Here is a 12,841-nt window from a genome sequence, read left to right on the forward strand (position 1 = left end):
GGGGAGATGTGGGGCCGTCCTTTTATCTTGTGGCATCCTCGATATCTAAAAGGAAAACCCCACAGCCCTAATGAACTGCGGGGTTTTCCTTTGTGCCTCCGATGCGAAATAAATCGCTCAGATATTACTGATAATCGACGACGTCGATCCAGTTCTTAAGGAACTCATCGTTCACGTTGCGCTTACGAGCGAGCTCGGAAGCGGCGACGATGCTCGTCCACTGACGCACGACCTGCATGGGCATGTCGGCGCGGTCGCAGTAGAGCTCCAGGTAGGCCTCAGCCTGATCCTTGCTGTTGAGGGCGAAGAGTAGGTAGGTGGTGGCAACGTCGGCAGCAGGGGAGCCCTGGGTGGCGTGTGCCCAGTCGCAGACATACAGCTGGCCGTCGTCGCCGACGATGACGTTAGAGGGGTTGAAGTCGCCGTGGCAGACCTTGAACTCCTTGGTCATGCCGTCCAGACGCTCCTGAAGGTTGTAGCGCGTGGTGGCATTGAGCTGATCGAGGCTGTCGATCATGCGGGCGAACTTGTCGCGCTGACGGTTGAGCAGCGGGGAGGTGTAGCCGTGGATCTCGATCTGGAGGTCGACGAACATCTCGAGGTACTCACCAAAGCGCTGGGGCTCGGCAGTCATCTTCTCGGCAAGGGTGGTGCCCGGAACCTTCTCGGTCACGAGCGCCCAGCCGTTGGCATTCTCGAGCTGGGAAACCTCGAGCGCCTTGGGGCTGCGGATGCCGCACTCATTGATGCGGGCAAGATTCAAAGCCTCGTTGAACACGTCGGAGACGGGCTTGGTCTCGTTAAAGACCTTGACGATCTTGTCGCCCAGGTCGTAAACGACCTTGTTGCCACGGCGGACGAGCTCGGTCTTGGAATCGGGTAGCAGCATGGTTGCATCCTTTCAACGATGCGATAGAAGCGACGGCGGGGGTGTGTGAAACACCCGTGCACCCCCGCCGTTAAAAACCGTGCTAAAACTAGCAGACGGCGTAGTCCTGAGGCTCGCGGCCGTAGTAGGCGTCCAGGTAGAGCTCCTTGATCTCGCTCATGAGCGGGTAGCGCGGGTTAGCGCCGGTGCACTGGTCGTTGAATGCCTGCTCGGTCATCTCGTCGAGGGTGTCGAGGAAGTACTGCTCGTCGACACCGTAGTCGGCGATGGTCTTCTTGACGCCGATGAAGTCCTTGAGCTCCTCGAGCTTCGTGATGAAGTTCTCGAAGACCTCCTTGTCGTCCTTGCCCTCGATGCCGCAGTACTTGGCCATCTCGGCGTAGTTGTGCAGCGCGTTGGGGTAAGGATACTGGGAGAAGGTACCCATCTTGACGGGAGCCTCGGCGGCGTTGTAGCGCATGACGCGGGTCAGGATGACGGCGTTGGCGAGGCCGTGGGGCAGGTGATGGAAGGCGCCGAGCTTGTGGGCCATGGAGTGGTTGAGGCCCAGGAAGGCGTTGGCGAAGGCCATACCGGCCATGCAGGAGGCGTTGTGCATCTCCTCGCGGGCATGCGGGTCCTTGGCGCCGTTCGTGAAGCTGGAGGGCAGGTTCTCAAAGACGAGCTTGGCAGCGCGCTCGGAGAGGCCCTTGGTGTAGTCGGAAGCCATGATGGAGACGTAGGACTCGATGGCGTGGGTCATGACGTCGATGCCGGAGGCAGCGGTCAGGCCGCGCGGGGCAGTCATGCAGTTGTCGGCGTCAACGATAGCCATGTTGGGGAGCAGCGCGTAGTCGGCGAGCGGCCACTTGATGCCGGTCTCCTTGTCGGTGATGATGGCGAACGGCGTGCACTCGGAACCGGTGCCCGAAGAGGTCGGGACGGCGACGAAGTAGGCCTTCTTGCCCATCTCGGGGAAGGTGAAGATACGCTTGCGGATGTCCATGAAGTCCATGGCCATGTCCTCAAACTTGCACTCGGGGTGCTCGTACATCATCCACATGATCTTGCCGGCGTCCATAGCGGAGCCACCGCCGACGGCGATGATCACGTCAGGCTCAAAGAGGGCCATCTGCTTGGCGCCGCGACGTGCGCACTGCAGCGACGGATCGGGCTCGACGTCGTAGAAGCAGTCGTGGGCGATGCCCATCTCGTCGAGCTTGGCCTCGATAGCGCGGGTGTTGCCATTCTTGAAGAGGAACTGGTCGGTGACGATGAAGGCGCGCTTCTTGCCCATGACGGTACCGAGCTCGTCGAGGGCGACGGGCGTGGAACCCTTCTTGAAGTAGACCTTCTCGGGAGCGCGGAACCACAGCATGTTCTCACGGCGCTCGGCCACAGTCTTAACGTTGATCAAGTGCTTCACCCCAACGTTCTCGGAGACGGAGTTGCCGCCCCAGGAGCCGCAGCCCAGGGTCAGAGACGGCTTCATGCCAAAGTTGTACAGGTCACCGATGCCGCCGTGCGAGGACGGGGTGTTGATGACGATACGGCAGGCCTTCATGACGTGCTCGAACAGGCTGATCTTCTCGGCCTGGGCGGGGTGCACATACAGAGAGGCGGTGTGGCCCGGGCCACCGGCGAGCACCAGGTGCTCGGCCTTGTCGACGGCCTCCTGGAAGTCCTTGGCGTGGTACATGGCCAGGACCGGGGAGAGCTTCTCGTGGGAGAACTCCTCCTTGGCGGGGTCGGTGGAGGTGACCTCGGCGATCAGAATCTTGGTCTTGGCGGGAACCTCGATGCCGGCGAGCTCGGCGATCTTGGCGGCAGCCATGCCGGGGATGCGGTGGTCGAGAGCGCCGTTCTTGAACATCGCGGCACGCAGGGCCTCCATCTCGGCACCCTGCTTGACGAAGTAGCAGCCGCGCTTCTGGAACTCGGCCTTGACCTGGTCATAGATGGTGTCGATGACGGTCACGGACTGCTCGGAAGCGCAGATCATGCCGTTGTCGAAGGTCTTGGAGTGGATGATGGAGTTGACGGCGAGCAGCACGTCGGCGGTGTCGTCGATGACGACCGGGGTGTTACCGGCGCCAACGCCCAGGGCGGGCTTGCCCGAGGAGTAAGCGGCCTTGACCATGCCCGGGCCACCGGTGGCGAGGATGATGTCGACGTCGCGCATGACCATGTTGGTCAGCTCGATGGAGGGGACATCGACCCAGCCGATGATGCCCTCGGGCGCGCCGGCCTTGACGGCGGCGTCAAGCACGAGCTTGGCGGCGGCGATGGTGCACTTGGCGGCAGCCGGGTGCGGGGAGATGATGATGGCGTTGCGGGTCTTCAGGCTGATCAGCGTCTTGAAGATCGCGGTGGAGGTGGGGTTGGTCGTCGGGATGACGGCGCCCACGATGCCGATGGGCTCGGCGATCTTGGTGATGCCGTAGGCCTCGTCGCGCTCCAGAACGCCACAGGTCTTGGTGTTCTTGTAAGCGTTGTAGATGTACTCTGCGGCGTAGTGGTTCTTGATGACCTTGTCCTCAAGAACGCCGCGGCCGGTCTCCTCGATGGCCATCTTCGCCAACGGGATACGAGCCTTGTTGGCGGCCATGGCGGCCTCATAGAAGATCTTGTCGACCTGCTCCTGCGTGTACGTAGCAAAAAGCGCCTGGGCCTCTCGCATCTGAGCGAGCTTAGCCTCAAGCGCCTCTACGTTGTCCACAATTGCGGGAGTAGTGTTTTCCGGTGACTTTTTCACCATTTGTGTCTCCTTGCGATCGGAGATTTACCCTACGCCTTGCATGATAGCAAGAAATAATTCGGTAAACGGTAAGATTCCCGTAAAAGGCACACTAAAACGCTTCAATTAACTGAAACGCTTCAACTATAACTTTTAACTTTCCGTTTGCCGCATCGCCCCGCTCATTGGGGACAGACTTATATGAGTATTTCAATGGGAAAACGGGGAGAACGGGGCACCTGTTTGACAATCGCTATTCGCGGGTCGCGGTCGAGTCGGACACGCAGGCGGTCCAGTTGCTCGATTATATCCATCTCAATCCTGTGAAAGGCGCGCTCGACTCGCTCGATGCGTACCGCTGGTCAAGCTTCAAGGCATATCAGCTGGGCTATGATTCCTTTGACATCTGCAAACACTCATGTAAGTCTGTCCCCAATGAGTGCAAAAAAGGCGCCCTCCGTAGGGGAGAACGCCTTTGGTAAGTTCTATGTGAACGCGAGGTCTTTGACCCGGAGAGTCCGAGGTACTTGTTGGTAAGACCTTATTTAGGAGCGCGCAACCTTGCCGGACTTGAGGCAGGTGGAGCAAACGTTCATCTTGCGACGGTGACCATCGACGACGACGTAGACGCGCTGGATGTTGGGGCGGAACTTACGGTTGGTGACGCGGTGAGAGTGGCTGATGGAGCGACCGGCAACGGGGTGCTTACCGCAAACTTCGCAAACTTTGGACATAACTGACCCTCCTTGGGCGACAAACGAACATGTCGCGTTAACAAACAAGCCTGAACTATAGCACAGAAGCAGCTCCCTGTGCGTAATCTACACAGAGATATTTCTCTTTTGGCGATAGTGCACACGCTACGGCCCTGGACGTAGATCCGATTTGCGTGCAGCAGAGGGGATTATGCCAGCTCGTGCGTGTGTTTTCAAGCTCGTCCCACAAATATATATAGGTTTATGGAGCGCCTGCGCACGTTTACGGATTGCTCTGTATTTATGCTCGCAATTAAGCTCGAGGTTGGCTACACTATCCCTTGACCATTAAAGGGGTACGAGATACCCACATGGAATTACATAGCTGCCAAAGAGCAGCCCTTCCTGTGGGTGTCTGGTCCGCTTTAAGCGGTCGGGCATCTATTTTTTTGACTGTGTCAGCAGTCAAGACATGTGAGGAAGGAGATCGATGGGCACGACTTCCCCCAAGGCGGTCATCATGGACGAGACCGCCGTCAATCGAGCGATGACCCGCATCGCGCACGAGATCCTCGAGCGCAACGAGGGCTGTGAAGACCTCGCTCTGGTCGGCATCGTCACGCGCGGCGACCTTCTGGCAAAGAAGCTCGCCGAGGAGATCAAGGAGATCGAGGGCGTCGACGTTCCGCTCGGCAGCCTGGACATCAGCTTCTACCGCGATGACTATGCGACCAATTTCGCTCCCGCGATCCACGCTACCAACATTCCCTTCAGCGTCGACGGCAAGCGCGTCGTGCTGGTGGACGACATCCTGTATACGGGCCGTACTATCCGCGCCGCTCTGGACGCCGTTATGGACCTGGGCCGTCCGAGCCGCATCGAGCTGGCAGTTCTCGTTGACCGCGGTCACCGTGAGCTCCCCATCTTGCCGGACTTTGTCGGCAAGAACGTTCCCTCGTCGCATGAGGAGAACGTGCACCTATATATGAAGGAAGTAGACGGCCGCACCGCTGTCGAGATTAACGACGTCGCGCCGGGTTCCCACGTGGGCTCCGCGCCGCTGGGAGGTGAGTAGTACCGTGGCGTTCAACCATAAGCACCTGATCGACATTACCGAGTACTCCGAAGAGGACATCAAGCTCATCCTCGAGACCGCCAAGGCGTTCTCCGAGGTCAACGAGCGTGCGATCAAGAAGGTCCCCACGCTCAAGGGCAAGACCATCGTCAACATGTTCAACGAGCCCTCGACGCGCACCCGCAGCTCCTTCGAACTCGCCGAGAAGCGTCTTTCGGCCGACAGCCTCAACTTTGGCGGCTCCTCGACCTCCACGGTCAAGGGTGAGAGCCTCGTCGACACCGTCGAGACCCTCAACGCCTACAAGATCGACTGCATCGTCGTGCGCGATAAGCACGCCGGTGCTCCCTACATCGTCACGCAGAACTCGCCCGCGAGCGTTATCTGCGCCGGCGACGGCAAGCACAACCATCCCACGCAGGCCCTGCTCGACCTGTACACCATCTGGGAGCACAAGGGTGACTTCCACGGCCTGAAGGTCGCCGTCGTCGGCGATATCGCGCACTCCCGCGTGTGCGGCTCGCTGATCCCCGCACTTAAGATCATGGGCTGCGAGACCTACGCCGTCGCCCCCGGCACGCTGCTGCCGCCGGCGCCCGAGGTCCTGGGCTGCGACCACGTGACGAGCGACCTCGATTCCGTCCTGCCCGAGCTGGACGTCGTCTACATGTTGCGCGTGCAGCAGGAGCGCCTCGAGGGCGCACCGTTCCCCACGATTCGTGAGTACCACAAGCTCTTCGGTCTGACCAAGGACCGCGAGAAGCTCATGAAGCCCGATGCGATTATCTGCCACCCGGGCCCCATCAACCGCGGCGTTGAGTTCGACTCCTATATGGCCGACCACCCGCAACGCTCCGTCATCCTGGAGCAGGTCTACGCCGGTATCTGCGTGCGTATGGCTATCCTGTATCTGCTGCTTGGAGGTGCCGATAATGGCCTTGCTTCTTAAGAATGCCCACGTCGTCGATCCGTCCGTCGAGCTTGACGGTGTCGTTGACGTCCTGATTGACGGCGATAAGATCGCCGAGGTCGGCGAGAATCTCGCCGTCGAGGGAGCCGAGGTCCGCGACCTTTCCGGCAAGTATCTCGTCCCCGGCCTGGTGGATATGCACGTGCATCTGCGCGAGCCTGGCTACGAGGTCAAAGAGGACATCGAGAGCGGCACCCGCGCTGCTGCCAAGGGCGGCTTCACCGGCGTGTGCGCCATGCCCAACACCGACCCCGTTACCGATAACGGAACCGTCGTTGAGTTCGTCAAGTCCCGCGCTGCCGAGGTCGGCCACTGCCGCGTCTATCCTTCTGGTGCTATGACTCGCGGCCTTAAGGGCGAGGCTATGTCCGAGATGGGCGATATGGTCGCCCACGGCGCCGTCGCCTTCACCGATGACGGTCGCGGCGTGCAGGGTGCGGGCATGCTCCGTCGCTGCATGGACTACGGCAAGATGTTCGGCAAGGTCTTTATGAGCCACTGCCAGGACGAGGATCTGGTCGGCCACGGCCAGATCAACGAGGGCAAGGTCTCGACCCGTCTGGCCCTCGAGGGTTGGCCGGCCGCCGGCGAGGAGCTTCAGATTGCCCGCGACATCGAGATTGCCAAGCTGACCGGTGCCAAGCTGCACATCCAGCACATCTCCACCGCTCATGGCCTGGAGCTCGTGCGTGCCGGTAAGGCTGCCGGTGTCCAGGTGACCTGCGAGGCCACCCCGCACCACATGTTCCTGACCGAGAACGACCTGGACGAGACCTACAACACCTCGCTCAAGGTCAATCCGCCGCTGCGCACCGACGAGGATGCCGGGGCCATCCGTCAGGGTGTCATCGACGGTACCGTCGACGCTATCGTTACCGACCACGCTCCCCACACCCCGTGGGAGAAGGCCCGCGAGTTCGAGCTCGCGCCCTTTGGAATGATTGGCCTCGAGACTTCGCTGTCGCTCGTGCTCACTGAGCTGGTCAACACGGGCAAGATGAGCGTGAGCCGCATGGTCGAGCTCATGGCCATCAAGCCGCGTGAGATTCTGGGCCTCGATCAGGTTCAGGTCAAGGCGGGCTCTGTCGCCGACCTGACCGTGTTCGACCCCTCCGCAACCTGGACGGTTGGCGAGGACGGTTACGAGTCGCGCGCCGAGAACTCCGGTTTTGCCGGCCGCACGCTCACCGGTCGTGCCACCGATGTATTTGTCGGTGGCAAGCAGACGCTCGCCGACGGCTGCATCTGCTAGCATAGCCTTATCGCTTTTGTGCGCGGCGCCCTTGCGGTGCCGCGCTTTCTGTTCGTTTAGACCATGCAACCGCATGGGGGATTGGAGCGTCTATGCCCACACCTTCCACTGCACGCATGCACGACTTCGAGGTCGTCTCGAACCGGGAGATCGCCGACGGCATCTTCTCGCTCGTCATCTCGGCCCCCAAGCTTGCAAGTGCGCTCAAGCCCGGTCAGTTTGTGAACATCGCCGTCCCCGGCGATGCGTCTTCTCTGCTTCGTGTGCCCTTGAGTTTCTACCGCGCCGACGCCGAGGCCGGCACCGTCGAGCTGTGGTACGCCGTCGTGGGCGACGATACCCGCCGTTTGTCCCAGATGGGCCCTGGCTCCACCTCTAACCTGTTGGGCCCCGGTGGCCGTGGCTGGATGGTACCCGAGGGCACCAGGAAGGCACTGCTCGTCGCCGGTGGCATCGGCGTTCCGCCTGTGCTGTGTCTTGCCGGCATGCTTGCCGAGCAGGGTGTTGATGTGGACGTGTGCCTGGGCTTCGGCACCGCTTCCAAAGTCGTGGGTGTCGATGAGTTCCGTGCGCTGGGCGCCACGGTTAACGTGTGCACCGACGACGGTTCGCTCGGCACGCACGGTTTTTGCACCGATCCGGCAGCCGAGCTGCTTGGAGAGGGCGGCTACGACTACGTGGCCAGCTGCGGCCCTGCCGTCATGATGAAGAAGGTCGCCGCCGCTGCCGCCGAGGCCGGTGCGTACTGCGAGGTGTCCCTCGAGCGCATGATGAGCTGCGGCTTTGGCGCCTGCAACACCTGCAATGTCGAGACGGTCGACGGTATGAAGGGTGCTTGTATGTGCGGCCCCGTGTTCGATGCTTCCAAGGTGGTGGTCTTCTAGTGGGTACCGTGAACATGGCCGTCGATTTCGGCGGCGTCAAGATGCAGAACCCCATCAACACCGCAGCCGGTACCTTTGGCTACGGTTGGCAGTTCCAGAACTTCTTTGATGTTTCCCAGCTGGGCGCCATCACCACCAAGGGTTGCGCTGCCGAGCCCTGGCCCGGCAATCCCGCGCCTCGCATGGCCGAGATCCCGGGCGGCATGATCAACTCCGTGGGCCTTCAGAACCCCGGCGTGGCCGCCTTTGCCCGTGAGTCCGGTCCTTGGCTCGAACAGCTGTCCAAGGACGGCTGCCAGGTCATCTGTCAGGTTGCCGGCCACTCCGTTGACGAGTTTGTCCGCGCACTCGAGATGTATGTCGAGCTGTGCCCCTGGGCTGCCGGCTACGAGATCAACGTGAGCTGCCCTAATATTGCCGCCGGCGGTGCCGCCATGGGATCAACGCCCGAGGGCGCCTCTTCCGTTATGGCTGCCTGCCGCAAGGTGACCGATAAGCCGCTGTTCGTAAAGATGGCTCCGGTCAACGTTGCCGAGATTGCCAAGGCTCTCGAGGCCGCCGGCGCCGACGGCCTTTCGGTCATCAACTCCATCCAGGGCATGGCCATCGACGTTCATACCCGCAAGTCCCGCGTGGCCAAGCCCAAGGGCGGCCTTTCGGGCCCGCTGTGCCACCACATCGCCGTGCGCATGGTCTGGGAGGTTGCCCAGGCCGTCGATATCCCCATCAACGGTGTCGGCGGTGTCATGACTGGCGAGGATGCGGCTGAGTTTATCCTGGCCGGCGCCACCTGCGTGTCGGTCGGCATGGCCAACTTCGTCGATCCGTGTGCTTCGCTTAAGATCGCGCATGAGCTCGAGGCCTGGGCCGAGTCCCAGGGCGTAAAGGACATCAACGAGCTGGTGGGTGCTTTCGAATGCTAGAGAATGATGCCCGCGACCGTGTTATCGTCGCCCTCGACTGCGACCGTGAGCGCGCGCTCGAGCTCGCCCACGAGCTTTCGGGCCATGCCGCCTGGCTCAAGGTCGGCATGACGCTCTATTACGCTGAGGGTCCCCAGATCGTCAAGACCTTTAAGGACCTTGACTTTAAGGTCTTCCTCGACCTTAAGTTCCATGACATTCCGCATCAGGTGCGCGGCGCTGCCCGCTCGGCCTCGCTTGCCGGTGCCGACCTGCTTTCGGTCCACGGCCTGGGCTCGGGTGCTATGCTCGCTGCCTGCCGCGAGGGTGCCGAGGAGGCGCGTGAGGACCGCGCCAAGCTCGTCGCCATCACCGTGCTCACGAGCATGAATCAGGATGCCTTGAGCGAGATCGGCGTCGAGTCGCCCGTGGCCGAGGAGGCCGCCCGCTTGGCAAAGCTTGCTCAGGCCAACGGCATCGATGGCATCGTGTGCTCACCGATGGAGGCTCACGACATGCGTGAGCTGCTGGGTCCTGATGCCCTGATCGTGACTCCGGGTGTGCGTCCGGTGGGTGCCGCCCTTGGCGACCAGTCCCGCGTGGCGACGCCTTCCCAGGCTATCGAGCGTGGCGCAAGCCACATTGTGGTGGGCCGTCCCATCACCGGTGCCGACGATCCGGTTGCCGCCTTTGACGCCATCGTCGCCGAGCTGGTCGAAAACGTCGCGTAAAAGATTCCCCTAAGTCACCACTTTTGGGTCTCATTAGCACAAAATAGCCCCTGTGCCTGCGTAAACTTTCCCATCCTTTGTGTGGAATCGCAGGTCAGGGGCTTAACTTTGGGCGCAGTATATTGCACTTTTTGCGGGTATCGTCTAACCTATGGAGCCGCGATTAGGCATTTTGTACGTTCTACGTGCTAAAATGCCAATTATTGAATCAGATATAACCCAACTATTTGGAGGTACGAATGGCACTCCCTCAGCTTACCGACGAGCAGCGCAAGCAGGCTCTTGAGAAGGCTGCTGCCGCACGTCACGCCCGCGCTGAGCTTCGCGAGCAGATCAAGAAGGGCGAGAAGTCCCTCGAGTCCGTGCTCAACTCCGATGACCCCATCGCTTCCCGCATGAAGGTTTCCACCCTCATCGAGTCTCTCCCCGGTTATGGCAAGGCCAAGGCCGCCAAGATCATGGAGGAGCTCGGTATCTCCGCTACTCGTCGCGTCCAGGGCCTCGGCGTCCGTCAGCGCGAGCAGCTCCTCGAGCAGCTGACCAAATAAGTGAGCGCTCAGGATTCCAAGCTCTTTGTGATTTCTGGACCGTCAGGCGCAGGCAAGGGTACGCTCGTCACTCGTGTGCGCGAGCGCCGCTCGAACCTGGGTCTGACGGTTTCGGCTACCACGCGAGCACCACGCAAAGGTGAGGTCGACGGCGTCAACTACTTTTTTCTGACGCGTGAGGAGTTCGAACGCCGCGTGGCAAACGGTGAGTTTGTTGAGTGGGCCGAGGTCCACGGTAACTGCTACGGCACGTTGGTGAGCGAGGTCACATCCAAGCTCGCCTCGGGCTCGTCTCTGATTTTGGAGATCGATGTCCAGGGCGCCCTGCAGGTGAAGGAGCGTTTCCCCGAGGCCGTGCTGATCTTTATCAAGCCGCCTTCGCTTGAGGTGCTCCGCGAGCGTCTAGTCGGTCGCGGTACCGAGACGCCCGAGACGATTGAGCTGCGTATGGCAAACGCCGCCGATGAGCTTGCCCTTGCCGACCGCTACGACGACGTCGTGGTGAATGACGATCTCGACCGCGCGACCGATGAGCTCGTTCGCGTTCTCGATATGCATGAAAGGATCTGAGGTCCGTGTCCGTTGTAAAGCCTTGTATTGACGATCTTCTGGAGAAGACCGATCATAACCGCTTCCTGCTCGCTTCGCTTGCCTCCAAGCGCGCCTGCGACATCAATAGCATGCTGCGTGGCCAGCACAACCGCGTGCTTGCTGTCCAGGATGTCGATGACATCACCATCGGGCTTTCCGGTGCCGATACCATCTCGATGGCTATGGACGAGATTGTCGACGGCGACATCTCTTACGACGAGGCCCGTTACGAGAAGGCGCTCGGCCACAAGGTTGCTGAAGCCTAAATGGCGGCTCGCGTCTGCCTAGTCCACTATCACGAGGTTGGACTGAAGGGCAAGAACCGCGCACATTTTGAGCATATCCTCATGGATAACATTAAGGCGGCCTTGGCCGCCTTTTCCGTGAACGCCGTGTCTCGAATTTCCGGTTATATCCTCGTGACCTTTAACGAGCATCAGGCCGACGAGGCGGCGCGTGTCATCCGCACCGTCCCCGGCGTTGCTCGTGTGTCTTTGGCGTATCACACCAACCGCGACCCGCAGGAGTACTGCGCCGCCGCCGTGAAGGCGCTGCGCGAGTTTGGTTCCTTCGATTCGTTTAAGGTGCACGCCAAGCGCTCCAATACTGACTATGAGCTCACCTCGATCGATATCAATCGTCAGGTGGGCGAGGTACTGTGTGAGGCCTTCCCCGATAAAAAGGTTCAAATGCACGACCCCGATGCAATGGTGCACGTACTGGTGGTCCAGGGCAGCGTTTATGTGTACGCGCGCTCTGAGCGCGGCGTGGGCGGTCTGCCGGTGGGTTCTGCCGGCAAGGTCGTGACGCTGCTGTCGTCGGGTATCGATTCTCCGGTGGCGACCTGGATGCTCGCGCGTCGCGGCGCGGTGTGCGTGCCGGTGCATTTCTCCGGTCGTCCGCAGACGCCCGATACGAGCGAGTATTTGGTGCAGGACATCATCCGTGCGCTTGCGCCGGGTGTCCAGATCGGTCGTCTGTACGTGGTGCCGTTTGGCGACTGCCAGCGTGAGATTTCGGTTACCTGCCCCAGCAACCTGCGCGTGATCATGTACCGCCGCATTATGTATTCGGTTGCTGAGCGCATTGCACACATCGAGGGTGCCAAGGCTATCGTTACGGGCGAATCGCTTGGGCAGGTTGCCTCCCAGACGCTTGAGAACATCATGGCCGTCAACGAGGCCGTGAAGATCCCCGTGTTCCGTCCTCTCATCGGTTCGGACAAGCAGGAGATCATCGCACGTGCCGAGGAGATCGGTACATTCGATATCTCGACTGAGGCCGCTCCCGACTGCTGCACGCTGTTTATGCCGCGCCGTCCCGAGACGCACGCTAAACTCGATGCCGTGCATGAGGCCTGGGAGTTGTTCGATCATGAGGAGATGATCGAGCGCCTGCTTAAGCAGACCGAGTACATCGACTTCGAGAGCAACACGTACAAGGCCCCTAAGACCTTAAAACGCAAACATTCGGAGCTTGCTCCGCGTGAGATTTACCAAGATCACGAATAAATTTGTGCATAGACCGACGATGCGCCTGCATCGTCGGTCTTTTGCTATCTGGGCATTAGGCGATAAACGGTTCATTT

At 60.6% G+C, this 12,841-nt stretch carries 13 protein-coding genes; 10 read left to right on the top strand and 3 right to left on the bottom strand.

Annotated features, from left to right (window positions below; translation table 11 throughout):
* Nucleotides 1-124 precede the first annotated feature (124 nt).
* The 3 genes from DW171_RS03135 to rpmB form a co-directional block, all read right to left on the bottom strand.
* Complete coding sequence (locus DW171_RS03135) at nucleotides 125-889, bottom strand: aminoglycoside phosphotransferase family protein (RefSeq protein ID WP_006236119.1); 765 nt, start codon at nucleotides 887-889, stop codon at nucleotides 125-127.
* Between the two features lie 88 nt (nucleotides 890-977).
* Nucleotides 978-3,626, bottom strand: coding sequence for a bifunctional acetaldehyde-CoA/alcohol dehydrogenase (gene adhE, locus DW171_RS03140; protein ID WP_055250041.1), 2,649 nt, complete (start codon nucleotides 3,624-3,626; stop codon nucleotides 978-980).
* Nucleotides 3,627-4,150: 524 nt separating this feature from the next.
* Nucleotides 4,151-4,339 carry a 50S ribosomal protein L28 gene (gene rpmB / locus DW171_RS03145; RefSeq protein ID WP_022094725.1) on the bottom strand — a complete coding sequence of 63 codons (189 nt, stop codon included), beginning with the start codon at nucleotides 4,337-4,339 and terminating at the stop codon, nucleotides 4,151-4,153.
* Between the two features lie 451 nt (nucleotides 4,340-4,790).
* On the opposite strand from rpmB, the gene pyrR reads away from it, so the two are divergent.
* The 10 genes from pyrR to thiI all read left to right on the top strand — a co-directional run bounded on the left by pyrR (nucleotide 4,791) and on the right by thiI (nucleotide 12,764).
* Nucleotides 4,791-5,375, top strand: coding sequence for a bifunctional pyr operon transcriptional regulator/uracil phosphoribosyltransferase PyrR (gene pyrR / locus DW171_RS03150; RefSeq protein ID WP_118270391.1), 585 nt, complete (start codon nucleotides 4,791-4,793; stop codon nucleotides 5,373-5,375).
* 4 nt (nucleotides 5,376-5,379) lie between these two features.
* Entirely contained in the window at nucleotides 5,380-6,324 is a 945-nt protein-coding gene (locus tag DW171_RS03155) for an aspartate carbamoyltransferase catalytic subunit (protein ID WP_035138537.1), read from the top strand.
* On the top strand, nucleotides 6,308-7,597 hold the full coding sequence (locus DW171_RS03160) for a dihydroorotase (RefSeq protein ID WP_118270392.1): 1,290 nt from the start codon (nucleotides 6,308-6,310) through the stop codon (nucleotides 7,595-7,597). Before DW171_RS03155 ends, DW171_RS03160 begins: the two co-directional genes overlap by 17 nt.
* Before the next feature lie 116 nt (nucleotides 7,598-7,713).
* Complete coding sequence (locus DW171_RS03165) at nucleotides 7,714-8,481, top strand: dihydroorotate dehydrogenase electron transfer subunit (protein WP_117800177.1); 768 nt, start codon at nucleotides 7,714-7,716, stop codon at nucleotides 8,479-8,481.
* Nucleotides 8,482-8,495: 14 nt separating this feature from the next.
* A complete protein-coding gene (locus tag DW171_RS03170; RefSeq protein WP_006236128.1) occupies nucleotides 8,496-9,404 on the top strand; it encodes a dihydroorotate dehydrogenase in 909 nt (302 codons plus the stop codon).
* The gene (gene pyrF / locus DW171_RS03175) at nucleotides 9,398-10,114 is read left to right on the top strand and encodes an orotidine-5'-phosphate decarboxylase (RefSeq protein ID WP_117637248.1); all 717 of its coding nucleotides are present in this window, start codon (nucleotides 9,398-9,400) and stop codon (nucleotides 10,112-10,114) included. The genes DW171_RS03170 and pyrF overlap by 7 nt, the downstream gene beginning before the upstream one ends.
* Before the next feature lie 239 nt (nucleotides 10,115-10,353).
* Nucleotides 10,354-10,662, top strand: coding sequence for an integration host factor, actinobacterial type (gene mihF, locus DW171_RS03180; protein ID WP_006236130.1), 309 nt, complete (start codon nucleotides 10,354-10,356; stop codon nucleotides 10,660-10,662).
* Nucleotides 10,663-11,232, top strand: coding sequence for a guanylate kinase (gmk, locus tag DW171_RS03185; protein WP_118270393.1), 570 nt, complete (start codon nucleotides 10,663-10,665; stop codon nucleotides 11,230-11,232).
* 5 nt (nucleotides 11,233-11,237) lie between these two features.
* Nucleotides 11,238-11,519, top strand: a complete 282-nt coding sequence (locus tag DW171_RS03190; RefSeq protein ID WP_035138532.1) for a DNA-directed RNA polymerase subunit omega — start codon at nucleotides 11,238-11,240, stop codon at nucleotides 11,517-11,519.
* Complete coding sequence (thiI, locus tag DW171_RS03195; protein ID WP_117637249.1) at nucleotides 11,520-12,764, top strand: tRNA uracil 4-sulfurtransferase ThiI; 1,245 nt, start codon at nucleotides 11,520-11,522, stop codon at nucleotides 12,762-12,764.
* The last annotated feature ends 77 nt before the right edge of the window (nucleotides 12,765-12,841 follow it).

Source organism: Collinsella sp. AM15-2, assembly GCF_003471985.1.
GTDB lineage: Bacteria > Actinomycetota > Coriobacteriia > Coriobacteriales > Coriobacteriaceae > Collinsella.

What these genes read in the sequence shown, in the direction of transcription:
- pyrF (WP_117637248.1), top strand. Translation starts at nt 9,398, where the DNA reads ATGCTAGAGAATGATGCCCGCGACCGTGTTATCGTCGCCCTCGACTGC.
- DW171_RS03165 (WP_117800177.1), top strand. Translation starts at nt 7,714, where the DNA reads ATGCACGACTTCGAGGTCGTCTCGAACCGGGAGATCGCCGACGGCATC.
- DW171_RS03160 (WP_118270392.1), top strand. Translation starts at nt 6,308, where the DNA reads ATGGCCTTGCTTCTTAAGAATGCCCACGTCGTCGATCCGTCCGTCGAG.
- rpmB (WP_022094725.1), bottom strand. Translation starts at nt 4,339, where the DNA reads ATGTCCAAAGTTTGCGAAGTTTGCGGTAAGCACCCCGTTGCCGGTCGC.
- mihF (WP_006236130.1), top strand. Translation starts at nt 10,354, where the DNA reads ATGGCACTCCCTCAGCTTACCGACGAGCAGCGCAAGCAGGCTCTTGAG.
- thiI (WP_117637249.1), top strand. Translation starts at nt 11,520, where the DNA reads ATGGCGGCTCGCGTCTGCCTAGTCCACTATCACGAGGTTGGACTGAAG.
- DW171_RS03135 (WP_006236119.1), bottom strand. Translation starts at nt 889, where the DNA reads ATGCTGCTACCCGATTCCAAGACCGAGCTCGTCCGCCGTGGCAACAAG.
- DW171_RS03170 (WP_006236128.1), top strand. Translation starts at nt 8,496, where the DNA reads ATGGCCGTCGATTTCGGCGGCGTCAAGATGCAGAACCCCATCAACACC.
- adhE (WP_055250041.1), bottom strand. Translation starts at nt 3,626, where the DNA reads ATGGTGAAAAAGTCACCGGAAAACACTACTCCCGCAATTGTGGACAAC.
- pyrR (WP_118270391.1), top strand. Translation starts at nt 4,791, where the DNA reads ATGGGCACGACTTCCCCCAAGGCGGTCATCATGGACGAGACCGCCGTC.